The organism is Actibacterium sp. 188UL27-1, assembly GCF_016901225.1.
Lineage (GTDB): Bacteria > Pseudomonadota > Alphaproteobacteria > Rhodobacterales > Rhodobacteraceae > 188UL27-1.
Genome location: NZ_JAFEUL010000006.1, coordinates 19,754 through 35,035 on the forward strand (window position 1 = coordinate 19,754; position 15,282 = coordinate 35,035).

Consider the following 15,282-nt stretch of genomic DNA (forward strand, 5'->3'; position numbering starts at 1 on the left):
CGAGTTATCGGATGGGGCGGTGGTGGGTGATAAGAGATTTGAACTCCTGACATCTTCGATGTGAACGAAGCGCTCTACCACTGAGCTAATCACCCGTGCAGGCGGAAATAGCGGCTTGGTGCGGGGGCTGCAAGGGGTTTGTCCGTTTGGGGCAAGCGCCATGTCACGGATCTGGCAGTGAGCACGGCAGACATCGTTGTCGCGCTGTGACGTTCACGCATGTCATGCTCAGGGCAATCTTGATATCACTATGGTTTGTTTCAGTGCGGGCGTTCAGTGGCCCGCCGCGTCGTAATCGAACACCACCCGGTCCGTGATCGGATAGGATTGGCAGGATAGGACATAACCTTGAGCGACCTCTCCGTCTTCGAGGGCGTGGTTGGCGATCATCTGGACGTCGCCTTCGACGATGCGGCAGCGGCAGGTGGAGCAGACCCCGGCGCGGCAGGCATAGGGGGCCTCGACCTGATTGCGCAAGGCGGCATCCAGGAGGGAGACGTCTTTGCCCGTCTCGAAACTGCGGCTTTCCCCGCCGAGCACGACCCGCGCCTGTGTGAGGCTGGGGGCGCTGTCCTCCGCCATGGCCGAAACGGTTTGCGGCACGCGCCCGGGCTGTGCGCTGGAGAACAGTTCGAACTTGATCTGATCCTCTTGCAGGCCGTGATCCCTGAGGGTACCTGCAATGGCCAGCATCATGGGTTCGGGGCCGCAGATGAACGCGGTGTCAATGCTGCTGATATTGACCCAGTGCCGGAAGAGCAGCGCGCATTTTTCCGCATCCACTCGACCGGTGAAAAGGTCAATCTCCTGCGCGTCCTGTTCCAGCACGTGGATGATGTTGATCCGGTCCATGTGGTGGTTCTTGAGATCCTCCAGCTCCTCCCGAAACATGATCGTGTTAACCGCGCGGTTGGCGTAGACGAGCGTGAACCGCGCATTGGGTTCACGCTTTAGGACGGTGCGCAGGATCGACAGGATCGGTGTGATGCCCGAGCCGCCGGCAAAGGCCAGGTAGTGCCGGTCGGATTGCGGATCGAGCGGGGTATGAAAGCGGCCCATGGGCGGCATCGCCTCAAGACGATCGCCGATCTTGAGGTCGGTATTGGCCCAGGTCGAGAATGCCCCGCCCTGCACCTTTTTGATGCCGACCTGGAGACGACCATCATCGCGTCCGGCGCAGATCGAATAGGAGCGGCGCAGTTCGGTTCCGTCAAAGGTATGACGGAAGGTCAGATATTGGCCCTGGGTGAAGGCGAACAGGGCCGGGTCATCGGGTTTGAGCGTGACCACCACCGCATCCCGGATGGTTTTGTGCAGATGCGTGACGGTGAGGGGATGAAAGCGCGCCATGGTACGGTGACCCGATCAGGAGTGGCGGAACAGTTTGGCGGTGATGCGCCAGGTGCTGTCGGCCTGTTGGACCAGATGAAAGTGGTTCGTGAAGGACAGACCGAGCAGATTGGTCTCCGCAAGCTCCGCGGTAGCAATGCGGTCGGTAACATCAACAGAGACGATGGTGGCCGTGTAATCCCGGCCCACTTCGTTCGCTTCGAGGGCCGCATAGAAAGGTTCAGGTCCCGCGGCCAAAAGATCGGAGCCAAGCCAACCGGACATCACGGCGCCCGTATCGAAAATCGATTTGAGCAGTGGGACATCCCGGGCGGCGGTGCCGGTCACATAGGCCTCCACGACGGCGCGGGGGGAGTGGGTGTGATCGCTCATGACGAGGCCCTTTAGATGCATTTGAAGTAGTCAAAGGGTTCCAGGCAGCTGCGGCACCGCCACTGGGCCTTGCAGGGCGTGGAGCCAAACTGGCTGATCCGTTCCACATCCGCAGAACGGCAATGCGGGCAATGTCCGGGGCCACCGGCTGCACGTGGTGGAGCGATGCCGTATTTTTCCAGCTGCGCGCGCCCCTTGTCCGACAGCCAGTCGGTTGTCCAGGCGGGGGCCAGCTTGGTCTGGATCGTGATCCGGTCAATGCCGTGGTCCCGCAAGGCGGTTTCGATATCCATCGCAATGACCGACGTTGCCGGGCAGCCCGAATAGGTGGGCGTCATTGCGACCTGCAGCACATCGCCGTGCCACGTGACATCCCGGACAATGCCAAGGTCTACGACGGAAATCACCGGAATTTCCGGGTCGGGCACAGCGTCCAGCCACTCCCAGATCTGGGCAACCGATGCCCGCGACATTGTCGTTGCGTCGGTCACCATCGCGCATCCGGGTAAGCGCGGGGCAGAAATTGCATTGTGGCCAGCATATGTCCCAGATGTTCGGAATGCCGCGCGCCCGTCTTGCCGCCCAACTGGGCATGGCTGCTTTCGGGCGGGGTCAGCATCGCCTCGGTAAACACCGCGTTGACCGTCCTGGTCCATCCAGGCTGAAGCTGGGCCAGATCGGGTACGGTGCCGTCTTGCGCCAGGGTGTGGTCGACATCATCCATCGCAAACATCTCCCCCGTAAAGGACCAGAGCAGGTCCAGCGCAGCCTGCATCCGGGCGTTGCTTTGCGCCGTCCCGTCACCCAAGGCGATCACCGTTTCGCGCGAACGTTCCAGATGATATTGCGCTTCCTTCACGGATTTGGCGGCAATCTCGGCGATGCGCGGATCGGTGGAACCCTGCAGGGCGGTCAAGTTCGCCACATCAAATGCATCGAACAGAAACTGCCGCATGACGGTCTTGCCGAAATCGCCATTGGTCTGTTCGACCAGCAGCAGATTGCGAAAGTCCCAGACATCGCGGCGAAAGGCTAGGTCGTCGGCGGTGCGCCCCTGCCCGTCAACCTCGGCCGCATAGCCCAGCCACATCTGGGTCTGGCCAATCAGGTCAAGCGCCGTGTTGGCCATGGCGATGTCTTCTTCCAGGGCTGGGGCGACCCCGCACCATTCCGACAGGCGGTGGCCCAGGATCAGCGCGGTATCCCCCTGGCGCAAAAGGTAATCAAACAGTGCGCCCTGCATCACATCGCGCCCACATCATCGGGGATGTCGAAAAAGGTGGGATGGCGGTAGACCTTGGAATTGGCAGGTTCATAGAGCGGGCCTTTTTCCTCGGGTGAGGAGGCCGCGATATGCTGCGCCTCGACCACCCAGATCGAGACACCTTCATTGCGGCGTGTATAGACATCACGCGCATTCAGGATCGCCATCCTTTCATCGGCGGCGTGAAGCGAGCCGACATGGCGGTGGCTCATGCCGTGTTGGCCGCGGATGAACACTTCCCAAAGGGGCCATTCCGGTTTCGTGTTGGTCATGCTCTCCCCTTCAGGCCGGTTCACAACGGGCATCACGCCATTTCGTGGCAGCCGCTAGGTGCGACCAGCCAAAGGCATGTTCCGTATCGCCATGGATCTGCAGATGGGCGAGCCGATCGGTGGCTTCGACGACAGTCGGGCGATGGCCCACCGGGACCCACCACATCGCAAAGGCCATTCTCTCCATGGCCCGAAACCATTCGGCCCGACGGCGATAAAACTGCACATGGGCGGTGCCCCAGACAAAGGTCTCCAGCACAGCCACATCCTCCCAGACGGAAAGATTTACAATCAGGCGCGGATCAGCGTCGATGCGCGTGTCGGTGGCGTTGCCCGTATCGTCAACATGACGCCAGACAAAGCCCGGCATCCGTTGGGCCAGACCATTGATTCGGCCAAGGTTATCAGCGAAATCGGCCACAGCCGGGTGGTCAATATCATGGGTCAGATGGGCGATATTGATCTCTGCCAGGTGCATCTTGGTCATTGGGCGGCGACTTTTGCGGCTTTTCTTTTCGCGGCATGGGCTGACAGGGCATCGCGGACCCAGGCACCATCATCCCAGGCCTTGTTGCGGGCCCCCAGCCGTTCGGCATTGCAAGGGCCATTGCCCTTGAGCACATCATAGAATTCAGACCAGTCGGGTTCGGTGAAGTCATAGCCGCCCTTGTCTTCATTCCAGGTCAGATCCGGGTCGGGCACGGTCAGGCCCAGATATTCCGCCTGCGGCACGGTCTGGTCGACGAATTCCTGGCGCAGCTCGTCGTTGGTGTTCATCTTGATCTTCCACCGCATGGATTGGGCGGAGTGAACCGAGTCCTTGTCCGACGGGCCAAACATCATCAGCGAGGGGCCCCAGAACCGGTTCAATGCATCCTGGGCCATGTGTTTCTGGGCATCCGTGCCCTGGCACATCTTCATCATGATGTCGAAACCCTGCCGCTGATGGAACGATTCCTCCTTGCAGATGCGGACCATGGCCCGCGCATAGGGGCCAAAGGAGGTGCGCTGCAACGGCACCTGGTTCATGATCGCCGCGCCGTCGACAAGCCAGCCCACCGCGCCCATGTCAGCCCAGGTTAGCGTCGGGTAGTTGAAGATAGAGCTGTATTTCATGCGGCCATCCAGCAACATTTCCGTCAGCTCATCACGGGTCACGCCCAGCGTTTCAGCGGCACAATAAAGGTACAGGCCATGGCCCGCCTCATCCTGGACCTTGGCCAGCAGGATCGCCTTGCGTTCCAGCGACGGCGCGCGGGTGATCCAGTTGCCTTCGGGCAATTGGCCCACAATCTCCGAATGCGCGTGCTGACCAATCTGGCGGATCAGTGTCTTGCGATACCCTGCAGGCATCCAGTCCTTGGGCTCAATCTTTTCGCCCGCATCGATCCTATCTTGGAACGACTGGAGCTGTGCGGGGTCTTCTTCACTCGCCTCGGATTTCACCATCTGAGCATACATCGGTCGGATCCTTCGTTGCACAGGTTTCAAGCCAACTTGAATCAACGATACCATCGGAGGCGTCCGCCACCAATAGAGATGTTACAGAAAATTAAAGGTTAACAGAAATTCGTAACGTTTTCAGATCACCGGATCAGGGCGCCACGATGCTGAACCACCTCTGCCGCGCAACATTGCCCGGCCTGAACCGACCGAACGATGTCTATAGAGCGGACATATTCGGCCAGGAACGCGCCATTAAACGAATCCCCCGCCCCGGTTGAATCGATGAGCTGGGGCACGGGCGCCGTCGGGTGATGCTGAACCCCGCGGCCTGTGCTGGTTTGAACCGCTGCCGCACCGTTTTTGAGGATCACGGTGCTGGCCCCGTAGCCCAGATAGCGATCAATCGTCTGTGCGGGTATGGCATCGTCAAAGCCCGCCTGTTCATCATCGAAGCTGGGAAAGACCAGATCCGAGATTGCGGCCGCCTGCGCCATCAAGACCGGCATCCGGGCCGGATCCGGCCACAACGCAAGCCGCAGGTTTGTATCGAATGCGATGAGCGCCCCGCGCGCCCGCGCAATCTTGAGGCTCGAGAGCAAGGTTTCCACATCCTCCTCGGGCAGGATGGCAAGGGTGATACCTGAAAAGTAGATCAGACCGGCCCGCGCCATATGGCGTTTCAGGTGATCGGGATCGGCAGCCAGCAACCGTGCGGCGGATCTGTCGCGCCAATAGGTGAAGCTGCGCTCCCCCTCATCAAGCTGGATCATATAGAGGCCAGGCCGCCTGTCGGGGATGCGGCGCACGGCATCGCAGGCGATCCCGGCATCTGTCAGAAAACCGATCATCTGATCAGATAGCGCATCGGTGCCAACAGCCGACAGAAGTTCGGACCGCCAATCCGGATCCAGGGCACGGCACGCATACCAAAGGGTATTGAGAACATCCCCTGCAAAGGATTGCCGGAACAGGCCCGGACCGTCCGGCGACAGCTCAACCATGCATTCGCCCAGCCCCATAATCACCTTCTGCATCGCCCATCCTTCGGTTGCACACTGGTATTCCAGTTAACTAAGCAGGCGGCGGATTGGACACAAGCGCGCCGCAGATCCAGGCCACTCGACAAGGGACAAGTCTGTGCGCTACGACACAGTGGGGATAAGGACAACGTCTTATGACATCATTACTGGTTCTAAATGGGCCAAATCTGAACCTTCTGGGGCAGCGGCAGCCGGAGGTCTACGGACACACGACGCTGTCGCAGATCGAGGAACAGTGTCACCAAATGGCCGAACGACTGGGGATCACGGTGGCGTTCGGGCAATCCAACCACGAAGGCGATCTGGTCGATGCCATCCACAATGCACGCGGCACCTATGCCGGGATCGTGCTGAATGCCGGGGCCTACACACACACGTCCATCGCGTTGATGGATGCCATTTCATCGACCCAGATCCCGGTGGTGGAACTTCATCTCAGCAACATCCATGCCAGGGAGGCGTATCGTCACCGCTCTTATATCGCTCCGGTGGCAGTGGGGCAGATCTGCGGGTTCGGGCCAGCCGGGTATTCCTTGGCGATCACAGCATTGGTCGGGCATCTGGAGGATGGGACATGATTGAATATACCGAAAAAGTCATGGCGGCCCGGGACATGGAAAGCCTGTGGCAATACCATCTGGAGCGCATGTCCCGGTTCGGGTTCGGCAAACTGCTTTACGGGTTTACCTTTCACCGGACGGAAACATCGCTGGGCGATCCGCAGGACTGGCTGATCCTGACCAATCACGGCAAGGGCTACATCGATCATTTCCTGAAGGACGGTCTGTATTTTCATGCACCCATGGTGCGCTGGGCGGTTGAGAATACCGGCCATTGCAGTTGGGCCTGGATCGAGGATCAGTCGCGCCAGGGATTGCTGACACCCAGCGAACAGCGGGTCTATGACTTCAACCGCGACCAGGGTGTGACAGCCGGTTACACGATCAGCTTCAACGATGTGTCCGCACGCACCAAGGGCGGCGTTGCCTTGACGGCAGCCGACGGCGTGAGCCAGGCGGAACTGGACGAGATCTGGGCGGTCCATGGCCGCAAGATCGTGGCCATGAACAACATCGCCCACCTGAAGATCATCAACCTGCCCTATTCGGGCGAACGCCGCCCCCTGACAAAGCGTCAGCGTGAAGCGCTGGAATGGGTGGGTGAGGGCAAGACGACTCAGGACATCGCGACCATCATGGGGCTGACTGCCGCTACGGTTGAAAAGCACCTGCGACTCGCCCGTGAAGCGATGGATGTCGACACAACGGCACAAGCGGTGCTGAAAGCGTCATTCCAAAACCAGATATTCGTGCTTGAACGTTAGGTTTGTTACAAACCTGGAAACAGTCTCGTGTGCGGAAATGTGGAAAAAGTAAGAGATTTTAGGTCATTTATGGCGTTTTTTGGGTCAGTTCAGGTCCATTTTGCCATCCGCCGTGAAACTAGCGTGAATAACCCGAAAGACTCGACCCGGTAACGGATTCCCCACTTCCTTTACCAAGCGTTAATTGGCATTTTGAGGTTGTTCCGTGAGTGGTGGCATTAGCCAAGGAACAGCAAGCACCAGACCCCGATATTATGTGGGAAACGTGTTCGCACCGGGAAACCGGATTGTCGATCTGTCTCGCGTATTCTCAGCGCGGCAGATCGACACCAAAGAGATTGGCGTCCTGTCCTCATCCCCAATAGATGTGGCGCCGTTCGGTAAAAGTTTGCGGGTTCGTGTGTGCACCCGCTTGTGTGTAAAAATGAGGTAATCAGTTCAGGCGTGCCGTCAATTACCGACGGCACGCCTTTTTCATTTCGGGATCAGCTTTGGCCGACTTTCGCCACTTCTGCCGCGAAATCCTCTTTCTCGACCTCAATGCCTTCACCCACTTCAAGGCGCTTGAACCCTGTAATGGCAACGCCAGCCTCTTCAGCGGCTTTTGCAACGGTCAAATCGGGGTTCACAACGAAAGCCTGGTTCAGCAGAGTGATCTCGGACATGAACTTTTTCATGCGGCCCACGATCATCTTTTCGATAACAGCCTCGGGCTTGCCGCTTTCGCGGGCAATGTCCATCTGAACCTGCTTTTCCTTTTCAACGACCGCCGGGTCCAGATCATCCTCGCTCAGGGAGGCTGGGTTGGTGGCGGCGATATGCATGGCGACCTGACGGCCAAATTCGGCATTGTCACCGGTCATCGCGACCAGAACACCGATCTTGCCCATATCGGTTGCGGCGGCGTTGTGGACATAGGTAACCACTGTGCCGCCTTCCAGCATCGCCATACGGCGCACGCCCATATTCTCGCCAATGGTCGCGATTTTGTCGGTCACGGTATCGGCGACCGACTTACCGCCCAGATCGGCAGCCAGCAACGCGTCCAGGGTATCAACCCCCAGCGCCGCGGTGGCGATGGCGTCGACCATGGATTGGAATTCCGCATTCTTGCCCACGAAATCGGTTTCCGAGTTCACCTCGACAGCCACGCCGCGGCCATCGCGGACCTTGACGGCCACCAGACCCTCGGCAGCTATACGCCCGGATTTCTTGGCGGCCTTGGCCAGGCCCTTGGTCCGCAGCCAGTCCATGGCGGCTTCCATGTCACCGTCGGTTTCGGTCAGGGCTTTCTTGGCGTCCATCATGCCTGCGCCGGATTTTTCGCGCAGTTCTTTCACCTGAGCGGCTGTAATGGCCATCTTGGCTCTCCTTGATCAGCAGTCGTGGTGTGGCGGGCCGTAACCCGCCACAGATGTCATTTCGATGACAGGTCGCCCTGGATCATGCCTCGGCGGGCAGTTCCTCGGCGGGCGGCTCGACAGCCGCGCCCGGGTCAACGGCCAGCTCTTCTTCCAGACCGGATTCCATTTCACCCAGATCGATTCCAGCGGCACCCATCTGTGCTGTCATGCCGTCCAGTGCGGCGCGGGCGATCAGATCGCAATACAGTGCTATGGCACGGGCCGCGTCGTCATTGCCCGGGATGATGAAATCCACACCATCGGGGGAGCAGTTGGTGTCAACGATACCAATCACGGGGATGCCCAGCTTCTTGGCCTCTGCGATGGCCAGGTCTTCCTTGCTGACATCGATCACGAACAGCAGGTCCGGGACGCCGCCCATTTCGCGGATCCCACCAAGGGACGCCTGCAACTTGGACTGGTCACGCTCCATGCCCAGACGCTCTTTCTTGGTCAGGCCCTCGGCGCCCATCGCCATCTGTTCGTCAATGTTCTTCAGACGCTGGATCGACTGGCTGACGGTCTTCCAGTTGGTGAGCGTACCGCCCAGCCAACGGTGGTTCATGTAGTATTGCGCACATTTTTCGGCAGCTTCAGCAATTGGCTTTTGCGCTTGCCGCTTGGTGCCGACGAATAGGACCCGCCCACCACGGGCCACGGTGTCACGGACAGCGACCAGAGCCTGTTCCAGCATGGGAACGGTCTGGGTCAGGTCCAGAATGTGGATGCCGTTCCGGTCACCATAGATGAACTCACCCATCCGGGGGTTCCATCGCTGGGTCTGGTGGCCAAAGTGAACGCCAGCTTCAAGAAGCTGACGCATTGAGAAATCAGGGAGCGCCATGTCTCATCCTTTCCGGTTTGATCCTCGGCAGGGCCATCAGGACAATTGTCCAACCGGCGGACCTTTGGGGATGTCTCCCCCATCGGCCCAAGCCCTACCTGTGAAGTGAGCGCGTCGTTAGACGAGCCGCGCCACCATTGCAACCCCTGTTTGCAAGCCGTCCCCGGTCAGGGCGTGCAACGGGCCGGTAACGCCGCGTCGAGCGTCGCCACCGTATCCAATCCCAAGGCAAAGGACGGAAAATCGGGGATCACCCCGTCCGCAACGGCCCCCTCGACACAGCGCGCGGCGGCAGAGGGATCCGTTGCCCCCTCAAGGCAGCTACTGACGGCTCTGCCCGCATTGCTCACCTCCAGATAGGCGCGCGCAGTTTCCACGGCTGTCGGATCACCATTGGCCGCACCATGGACGGCCAGGATCAACGTATCGCGGGTTCGACTGATCTGATCGCCAGCCAGACCCGGATAGTGAAAATCCCGCAGATACGGCAGCGTGGCCAGATCGGCCCGTGCCTGCACCTCGCCCGCCTTGGCGTGCGGCCACAACATGTCCCAGACCTTGGCACAATCGCCATTTTCCAAGGCGAACAGCGCTTGATCGCGGATCTGTGCATAATCCGCCGCCACGGGCTGCACGAAACAGATCAAGGCCGCGGCGCAAATGTTGGGTCTGACCATCATGGCCCCACCTCCTTTACAGCATGTTGGGTTAGGGAAGATGCGGGATCACGGCTTCATAGACCGACCGGGCGGGCCACCGCGAATTGGAATAGCCCTTGAGAAGATAGAAATAATCGCGAAAGATCTGCGCCTGCTGTTCGATCCCGTAAGCGTCAAAGTCATCGCTGGCGGCCAGCGGAAGGTAATCGTAGTCCCGCTCGACTGCACCGCGCACGGTCACCCATTGGCCCTGCTGATGCTGCCAGACATGGCCAAGCTCATGGATAAAGGTCGCCTTGTCGTGGATGCCGACACTGCGCGCTGAAAAATCGGCCTGATATCCCGGATCCGACGGCGCGAAATAGATGTTGCCATTGGGCGCCATCGCTCGGTCATCAGGTTGAAAAAACGCCCACTTCTCGTTGAAAATGCGCGGCTTTTTGCAGTTGATCGTGGATTTGTAGACGGATTGGGCCATCGCGATCTCTCCCGATGTCAGGGAACGTCCAGCCATGTGTAAACTCCAAGTCTTTGATCAGGATAATGTGGGGAAAATGCAAAAATAACTGCGCCCGCGGATGACAGGTATGAAGGGCTGCACGACAATACAACGGCCTCTATTGTGCCGGGGTCTCGACTGCGCGACAAGCATGGGCATGACACGTAAACCTGATATCCTTTGTATTGGCTCGGTTCTGTGGGACGTGATCGGGCGGCGGCCCGATGCCATGGAAAAGGGCGATGATCGTCCCGGGCAGATCACGCGGGTGCCTGGCGGTGTGGCCCTGAATGTTGCAATGGCCCTGCGGCGGGCCGGGTTGACCCCTGCCCTGCTCTCCTGCGTCGGGCAGGATGTTGAAGGGGACAGCCTGCTGGACACCTGCGCCGATCTGGGGCTCGATGCTGGCTACCTTTACCGCAGCAAAAGCCTGCGCACAGACATGTATATGGCGATCGAGGCTGCAGGCGATCTGGTCGCCGCCATGGCCGATGCCCGTTCGCTGGAACAAGCCGGTGCCGCGATCCTCAAACCCCTGGCCGATGGCCGGTTGGGCAGTGTCGACGATCCCTATCCCGGGACCATCGTGCTGGACGGCAACCTGACCCAGGAATTGCTGACCAAGATCGCGGAGAGCCCCCTGTTTCGGCGCGCCGATCTGCGGGTCGCGCCCGCCTCCCCCGGAAAGGCGGAGCGGTTGCGACCGATCCTGCTGCATCCCAGCCTGACGCTCTATGTCAATCTGCAAGAGGCGTCATTGCTATGTAATACGGCGTTCGACAGCGCCACCGATGCGGCCCAGGCCCTTGGCAAGATGGGCGCCCGGCGCGCCATCGTCACCAACGGGGACCAATCCCTGGCACAGATCTGCGAAAACGGCCTGGTGGAAGCAACGCCCCCGCCCGTCAATGTCACCCGCATCACCGGCGCAGGCGACACATTCATGGCCGGACATGTGGCCGCTGAATTGCGGGGCCTGACACGTCAGGAGGCCCTGACCTTCGCCCTCGACGTCACCGCAACCTACATTTCCGAAAGCGCAATTCAGTGACCCTACCCATGGATGTTTTGCCGCAGGTCGCCGCGGCATTGGCAGACGGCCAGCCGGTTGTCGCGCTTGAAAGCACGATCATCTCCCACGGGATGCCCTACCCCGATAACCTTGCCACGGCACAGCGTGTCGAACAGACCGTGCGCGACGGTGGTGCTGTCCCCGCGACCATCGCCGTTCTAAACGGGCGGCTCTGCATCGGGTTAGACCCGGATCAGCTTGAAATCCTGGCCCAGGCCAAGGATGTGGCCAAGCTCTCCCGCGCGGATCTGGCGATCTGCATGGCCCGGGGCGGGATGGGGGCGACCACCGTCGCCGCCACCATGATCGGGGCCCGGCTGGCCGGCATTTCCGTTTTTGCGACCGGCGGTATCGGCGGCGTCCATCGCGGCGCGGAAGAGACATTCGATATCTCGGCCGACCTGCGCGAACTGGCCGAAAGCCCGGTCAATGTCATCTGCGCCGGGGCAAAATCGATCCTGGATGTGCCAAAAACCCTTGAGGTTCTAGAGACCCTCGGTGTGCCGGTCATCACCTATGGTGCGGCAGAGTTTCCCGCCTTTTGGGCCCGCAGCGCCGGACAAGCCAGCCCGCAGCGAATGGAGAGCCCATCGGATATCGCACAGGCCTATCTGATGCGCCGCGCCATGGGGCTGCCGGGCGGCCAGTTAATCGCCAACCCCATCCCAGCCGCCGATGAGATCCCGCAAGATGTCATGGGCCCGATCATTGAACAGGCGCAGACGGATGCAACCGCCGCGGGCATCTCTGCCAAGGATGTGACCCCTTATCTGCTCTCCCGGATCGTCGCTTTGACAAAAGGCCGCTCCCTCAAGGCCAATATCGCCCTGGTGCTGAACAATGCGCGCCTGGCTGCCGCAATCGCACAGGAAATCAGCGCCGCACCCCGACTATAGACAGTTGTAGGCGTAACGTACCTTGCGTCCTCCCGGCACCGCCCCTAGTTACTACCGCAGACCGTTGCGAGTACCTCATGAAGTCCTCACCGCCTGAACAAAATCCGCTAAACCCCAAGAAGGCCCGGAAGCGTTTGGGCTGGCTCGCAGGGTTGCGCTCCAGCTTCCTGACGGGGCTGGTGGTGATCGCGCCCATTGGCATGACCGTCTGGTTGATCTGGACGGCGATTGGCTGGGTCGACGGTTTCGTTCTGCCCTTTGTGCCAGACCCCTATCAGCCCGACGTTCTGGTCAACCGCTTCTTCGGCGATCCCGATGGCGAACCGATCAAGGTCAATGTCCGCGGCGTTGGTGTGGTGGTGTTTCTTTTGTTCACCATCCTCGTCGGGTGGGTCGCGAAAGGGTTCATCGGGCGTTCACTGCTCCGCTGGGCCGAAGCCGCCGTCGAAGGCGTGCCCGTGGTGCGCTCCGTCTATGCGGGTCTCAAGCAGATTGCGGAAACCGTCTTTTCCCAATCCAACGATGCCAAATTCGACAAGGCGTGCCTGGTCCAATACCCACGTACCGGGATCTGGGCCATCGCCTTTGTCTCGACCCAAACCAAGGGGGAGGTGAACCGCAAGGTCCCGCGCGATGATGCGTTGGTGTCGATCTTCCTGCCGACCACGCCCAACCCAACATCCGGTTTTCTGCTTTTCGTGCCAGAGGCCGATGTGATCTACCTCGACATGACTGTTGAAGATGCGGCGAAACTCGTCATTTCCGCCGGGCTGGTCAATCCGCCCGATCGCAACCCCAATGACCCGGTGCCCCTGCCCATCCGCGAAAAGCGCGACGCCTGATTGCCTTGCCCTCGGCGCGTCAGTCAAACATCGCGCGCAGGTCGATACTGGACTCACGACCCAACTTGGCCTTGTCGTGTTCCAGAAAATTACTGGCCGCCCGGCGTCCCGCTTTCTTCAAACGATCTAGAATATAGGGTGTCGGCACCAATTTGGTGGCGACGCTCAGATCGTTCATCAGGTCGTCATCGGCGATCATGTGGATCAAGACATCCTTCATCGTGCCGGGTTTGACCTTGCCCGCGGCGATCAGCGTGCGCACAAAATTTATGGCCCGCAACTCCCGCAAAAGCGATGTGTTGAAGCTGATCTCATTGATCCGGTTCTGAATATCCTGCGCCGTGCGTGGTACGTCCGGACGACATAGCGGATTGATATTCACGACAACCACATCATCCGGCAGATGTGCCTCAAACAACGGAAACAGCGCCGGATTGCCCGTGTAGCCGCCATCCCAATAGGCCTCCACAGCGCCAGTCCTTGGGTCCTTGATCTCAACAGCGCGGAACAATGTCGGCAAACAGGCAGAGGCCATGATCACATCAGGTGTGATCTCTAAGCCTCTGAAAACGCGTATTTTTCCATTTCGGACATTCGTGGCGGATACAAAGAATTCCGGCCCGTCACCACTGCAAACCTCATCATAGTCGAATTTCGCGACGATGTCGGTCAACGGGTTCTTGTACAGCGGCCCAGACCCATACGGCGAAAACACCCGGCTCGCCGCGTCACTGATCTGAAATCCCGGGCTCATTTCAAGCAACTGGGACACGACCGCGGGGCTTGGCAGGAAAGGTTGCATCCAGGGGGCAATGCCCCCGTCATCCTTGGCGCCAACCTGGGTCCACAACGCATCCAGGGCGGCTTTGGCCCCGTCCCTCCCATCGCTGATCATGCCCGATTTGAACGCCGCCCCGTTCAGCGCCCCGGCGGAGGTGCCGGAAATCGCGGCAACCTCGATCTCCTCATCTTCCAGCAATCGGTCAAGCACACCCCAGGTGAACGCGCCGTGGGCTCCGCCGCCCTGCAGCGCAAGATTGATCTGCCGGACGCTCACAATGCGGTCCATCCGCCATCGACACTGATCGTCGTACCCGTGATCTGTGTGGCCGCGTCCGAGCATAAAAAGACAGCGACCCCGCCCATCTGTTCGGTCGTGGCAAATTCCTTGGACGGTTGGCGGTCCAATAGAACCTCCCGGATCGCGGTGTCGCGGTCCATGTCGTATTTCTTCATCGTGTCGGGGATCTGTTCTTCGACCAAAGGTGTCATCACGTAGCCCGGGCAGATGGCGTTGGCGGTGATCGGCTCCTCCGCCGTCTCTAGCGCCACGACCTTTGTCATGCCGACAACACCGTGTTTGGCCGCGACATAGGCTGATTTATAAGGCGACGCGGTCAGACCATGGGCCGAGGCGATGTTGATCACCCGGCCCCACCCAGCCGTCCGCATCATCGGCAAGGCAGCCGCCGTCGTGTGGAAGGCCGAGCTCAGGTTGATGGCGATGATCGCATCCCATTTTTCCATCGGGAATTCATCGATGCCAGCCACATGCTGGATCCCCGCATTGTTCATCAGGATGTCACAGGCCCCGGCCTTTTCCACCAAAGCACGGCATTCATCCGCCTTGGACATGTCGGCCTTGATGTAGCGCGTATTGGTGCCGGTTTCGTCGGCAATATCCTTGGCCAGGGCGTGGTCTTCATCGCGGTCGCTGAACGAATTCAGGACAACATCCGCCCCGGCCCGCGCCATTTCCCAAGCGACACCCAGACCGATGCCGGAATTCGACCCGGTGATAATTGCGGTTTTGCCTTTCAGTGACATGCAACGTCCCCCTGTTTGCAGTTGCCGCGAGCATGTCATGCTGCGCGTGCAAAGGAAACGGCTTAGGCGCCCGCATGTTCCCCGCGCCAGGGACCCACAGCTTCGTGAACGCGCCTTTGAATTGACACAGCGCAGACGCGCGGTTGCCCCGTTTCACTCCCAGATCTGGACC

19 protein-coding genes and 1 tRNA gene are annotated in these 15,282 nt (G+C 59.9%); 5 read left to right on the top strand and 15 right to left on the bottom strand.

Translation table 11 applies throughout. The features are described 5' to 3' along the window. Positions 1 to 20: 20 nt before the first annotated feature. The 9 genes from IU397_RS09595 to IU397_RS09635 all read right to left on the bottom strand — a co-directional run bounded on the left by IU397_RS09595 (position 21) and on the right by IU397_RS09635 (position 5,738). A tRNA-Val gene (locus IU397_RS09595) sits at positions 21 to 95 on the bottom strand. Positions 96 to 273: 178 nt separating this feature from the next. Beyond that, positions 274 to 1,350, bottom strand: a complete 1,077-nt coding sequence (locus IU397_RS09600; protein ID WP_204412823.1) for a 2Fe-2S iron-sulfur cluster-binding protein — start codon at positions 1,348 to 1,350, stop codon at positions 274 to 276. 15 nt (positions 1,351 to 1,365) lie between these two features. Next, positions 1,366 to 1,722: a nuclear transport factor 2 family protein gene (locus tag IU397_RS09605; RefSeq protein ID WP_204412824.1), complete on the bottom strand. Its 357-nt coding sequence runs from the start codon at positions 1,720 to 1,722 to the stop codon at positions 1,366 to 1,368. Positions 1,723 to 1,733: 11 nt separating this feature from the next. Next, positions 1,734 to 2,216, bottom strand: coding sequence for a 1,2-phenylacetyl-CoA epoxidase subunit PaaD (gene paaD / locus IU397_RS09610; protein ID WP_370541647.1), 483 nt, complete (start codon positions 2,214 to 2,216; stop codon positions 1,734 to 1,736). Further along, entirely contained in the window at positions 2,210 to 2,965 is a 756-nt protein-coding gene (paaC, locus tag IU397_RS09615; RefSeq protein ID WP_204412831.1) for a 1,2-phenylacetyl-CoA epoxidase subunit PaaC, read from the bottom strand. Before paaC ends, paaD begins: the two co-directional genes overlap by 7 nt. Beyond that, positions 2,965 to 3,258 (bottom strand): 1,2-phenylacetyl-CoA epoxidase subunit PaaB, encoded by a 294-nt coding sequence (gene paaB, locus IU397_RS09620; protein ID WP_204412833.1) that lies wholly within the window; start codon positions 3,256 to 3,258, stop codon positions 2,965 to 2,967. Before paaB ends, paaC begins: the two co-directional genes overlap by 1 nt. Positions 3,259 to 3,268: 10 nt before the next feature. After that, positions 3,269 to 3,745, bottom strand: coding sequence for a DUF3291 domain-containing protein (locus IU397_RS09625; protein WP_204412835.1), 477 nt, complete (start codon positions 3,743 to 3,745; stop codon positions 3,269 to 3,271). After that, positions 3,742 to 4,719, bottom strand: coding sequence for a 1,2-phenylacetyl-CoA epoxidase subunit PaaA (gene paaA, locus IU397_RS09630; protein WP_204412837.1), 978 nt, complete (start codon positions 4,717 to 4,719; stop codon positions 3,742 to 3,744). The genes IU397_RS09625 and paaA overlap by 4 nt, the downstream gene beginning before the upstream one ends. 125 nt (positions 4,720 to 4,844) lie before the next feature. Beyond that, positions 4,845 to 5,738 carry a sugar kinase gene (locus IU397_RS09635; protein ID WP_204412839.1) on the bottom strand — a complete coding sequence of 298 codons (894 nt, stop codon included), beginning with the start codon at positions 5,736 to 5,738 and terminating at the stop codon, positions 4,845 to 4,847. Between the two features lie 140 nt (positions 5,739 to 5,878). Between IU397_RS09635 and aroQ the strand changes: the two genes are divergently transcribed. Next, complete coding sequence (gene aroQ, locus IU397_RS09640; protein ID WP_204412841.1) at positions 5,879 to 6,322, top strand: type II 3-dehydroquinate dehydratase; 444 nt, start codon at positions 5,879 to 5,881, stop codon at positions 6,320 to 6,322. Beyond that, positions 6,319 to 7,068 carry a LuxR family transcriptional regulator gene (locus IU397_RS09645; protein WP_204412843.1) on the top strand — a complete coding sequence of 250 codons (750 nt, stop codon included), beginning with the start codon at positions 6,319 to 6,321 and terminating at the stop codon, positions 7,066 to 7,068. The genes aroQ and IU397_RS09645 overlap by 4 nt, the downstream gene beginning before the upstream one ends. Positions 7,069 to 7,553: 485 nt before the next feature. Here IU397_RS09645 and tsf read toward each other — a convergent pair whose 3' ends face one another. From tsf to IU397_RS09665, 4 genes are all read right to left on the bottom strand, one after another. Further along, positions 7,554 to 8,429 (bottom strand): translation elongation factor Ts, encoded by an 876-nt coding sequence (tsf, locus tag IU397_RS09650; protein WP_204412845.1) that lies wholly within the window; start codon positions 8,427 to 8,429, stop codon positions 7,554 to 7,556. 82 nt (positions 8,430 to 8,511) lie between these two features. Then, positions 8,512 to 9,315, bottom strand: a complete 804-nt coding sequence (gene rpsB / locus IU397_RS09655; RefSeq protein ID WP_204412847.1) for a 30S ribosomal protein S2 — start codon at positions 9,313 to 9,315, stop codon at positions 8,512 to 8,514. Between the two features lie 167 nt (positions 9,316 to 9,482). Then, positions 9,483 to 9,995: a hypothetical protein gene (locus IU397_RS09660; protein WP_204412856.1), complete on the bottom strand. Its 513-nt coding sequence runs from the start codon at positions 9,993 to 9,995 to the stop codon at positions 9,483 to 9,485. 28 nt (positions 9,996 to 10,023) lie between these two features. Further along, positions 10,024 to 10,488 (bottom strand): hypothetical protein, encoded by a 465-nt coding sequence (locus IU397_RS09665; protein WP_204412858.1) that lies wholly within the window; start codon positions 10,486 to 10,488, stop codon positions 10,024 to 10,026. 142 nt (positions 10,489 to 10,630) lie between these two features. Here IU397_RS09665 and IU397_RS09670 point away from each other — a divergent pair, with 142 nt between their 5' ends. From IU397_RS09670 to IU397_RS09680, 3 genes are all read left to right on the top strand, one after another. Continuing rightward, positions 10,631 to 11,524 carry a PfkB family carbohydrate kinase gene (locus IU397_RS09670; RefSeq protein WP_204412860.1) on the top strand — a complete coding sequence of 298 codons (894 nt, stop codon included), beginning with the start codon at positions 10,631 to 10,633 and terminating at the stop codon, positions 11,522 to 11,524. An 8-nt stretch (positions 11,525 to 11,532) separates the two neighbouring features. Further along, positions 11,533 to 12,441, top strand: coding sequence for a pseudouridine-5'-phosphate glycosidase (locus IU397_RS09675; protein ID WP_204412862.1), 909 nt, complete (start codon positions 11,533 to 11,535; stop codon positions 12,439 to 12,441). Between the two features lie 77 nt (positions 12,442 to 12,518). Beyond that, positions 12,519 to 13,283, top strand: a complete 765-nt coding sequence (locus IU397_RS09680; protein ID WP_204412863.1) for a DUF502 domain-containing protein — start codon at positions 12,519 to 12,521, stop codon at positions 13,281 to 13,283. Between the two features lie 19 nt (positions 13,284 to 13,302). Here the strand turns inward: IU397_RS09680 and IU397_RS09685 are convergent, their stop codons facing one another. Together IU397_RS09685 and IU397_RS09690 are read right to left on the bottom strand one after the other, a co-directional pair. Continuing rightward, on the bottom strand, positions 13,303 to 14,340 hold the full coding sequence (locus IU397_RS09685; protein ID WP_370541648.1) for a patatin-like phospholipase family protein: 1,038 nt from the start codon (positions 14,338 to 14,340) through the stop codon (positions 13,303 to 13,305). Next, positions 14,337 to 15,110, bottom strand: a complete 774-nt coding sequence (locus tag IU397_RS09690) for a 3-hydroxybutyrate dehydrogenase (RefSeq protein WP_204412865.1) — start codon at positions 15,108 to 15,110, stop codon at positions 14,337 to 14,339. The genes IU397_RS09685 and IU397_RS09690 overlap by 4 nt, the downstream gene beginning before the upstream one ends. Positions 15,111 to 15,282: the final 172 nt, after the last annotated feature.

Excerpts from the sequence above, each read along its gene's own strand:
- IU397_RS09600 (WP_204412823.1), bottom strand. The coding sequence starts at position 1,350 with ATGGCGCGCTTTCATCCCCTCACCGTCACGCATCTGCACAAAACCATC.
- IU397_RS09605 (WP_204412824.1), bottom strand. The coding sequence starts at position 1,722 with ATGAGCGATCACACCCACTCCCCCCGCGCCGTCGTGGAGGCCTATGTG.
- paaD (WP_370541647.1), bottom strand. The coding sequence starts at position 2,216 with ATGGTGACCGACGCAACGACAATGTCGCGGGCATCGGTTGCCCAGATC.
- paaC (WP_204412831.1), bottom strand. The coding sequence starts at position 2,965 with ATGCAGGGCGCACTGTTTGATTACCTTTTGCGCCAGGGGGATACCGCG.
- paaB (WP_204412833.1), bottom strand. The coding sequence starts at position 3,258 with ATGACCAACACGAAACCGGAATGGCCCCTTTGGGAAGTGTTCATCCGC.
- IU397_RS09625 (WP_204412835.1), bottom strand. The coding sequence starts at position 3,745 with ATGACCAAGATGCACCTGGCAGAGATCAATATCGCCCATCTGACCCAT.
- paaA (WP_204412837.1), bottom strand. The coding sequence starts at position 4,719 with ATGTATGCTCAGATGGTGAAATCCGAGGCGAGTGAAGAAGACCCCGCA.
- IU397_RS09635 (WP_204412839.1), bottom strand. The coding sequence starts at position 5,738 with ATGCAGAAGGTGATTATGGGGCTGGGCGAATGCATGGTTGAGCTGTCG.
- aroQ (WP_204412841.1), top strand. The coding sequence starts at position 5,879 with ATGACATCATTACTGGTTCTAAATGGGCCAAATCTGAACCTTCTGGGG.
- IU397_RS09645 (WP_204412843.1), top strand. The coding sequence starts at position 6,319 with ATGATTGAATATACCGAAAAAGTCATGGCGGCCCGGGACATGGAAAGC.
- tsf (WP_204412845.1), bottom strand. The coding sequence starts at position 8,429 with ATGGCCATTACAGCCGCTCAGGTGAAAGAACTGCGCGAAAAATCCGGC.
- rpsB (WP_204412847.1), bottom strand. The coding sequence starts at position 9,315 with ATGGCGCTCCCTGATTTCTCAATGCGTCAGCTTCTTGAAGCTGGCGTT.
- IU397_RS09660 (WP_204412856.1), bottom strand. The coding sequence starts at position 9,995 with ATGATGGTCAGACCCAACATTTGCGCCGCGGCCTTGATCTGTTTCGTG.
- IU397_RS09665 (WP_204412858.1), bottom strand. The coding sequence starts at position 10,488 with ATGGCTGGACGTTCCCTGACATCGGGAGAGATCGCGATGGCCCAATCC.
- IU397_RS09670 (WP_204412860.1), top strand. The coding sequence starts at position 10,631 with ATGACACGTAAACCTGATATCCTTTGTATTGGCTCGGTTCTGTGGGAC.
- IU397_RS09675 (WP_204412862.1), top strand. The coding sequence starts at position 11,533 with ATGGATGTTTTGCCGCAGGTCGCCGCGGCATTGGCAGACGGCCAGCCG.
- IU397_RS09680 (WP_204412863.1), top strand. The coding sequence starts at position 12,519 with ATGAAGTCCTCACCGCCTGAACAAAATCCGCTAAACCCCAAGAAGGCC.
- IU397_RS09690 (WP_204412865.1), bottom strand. The coding sequence starts at position 15,110 with ATGTCACTGAAAGGCAAAACCGCAATTATCACCGGGTCGAATTCCGGC.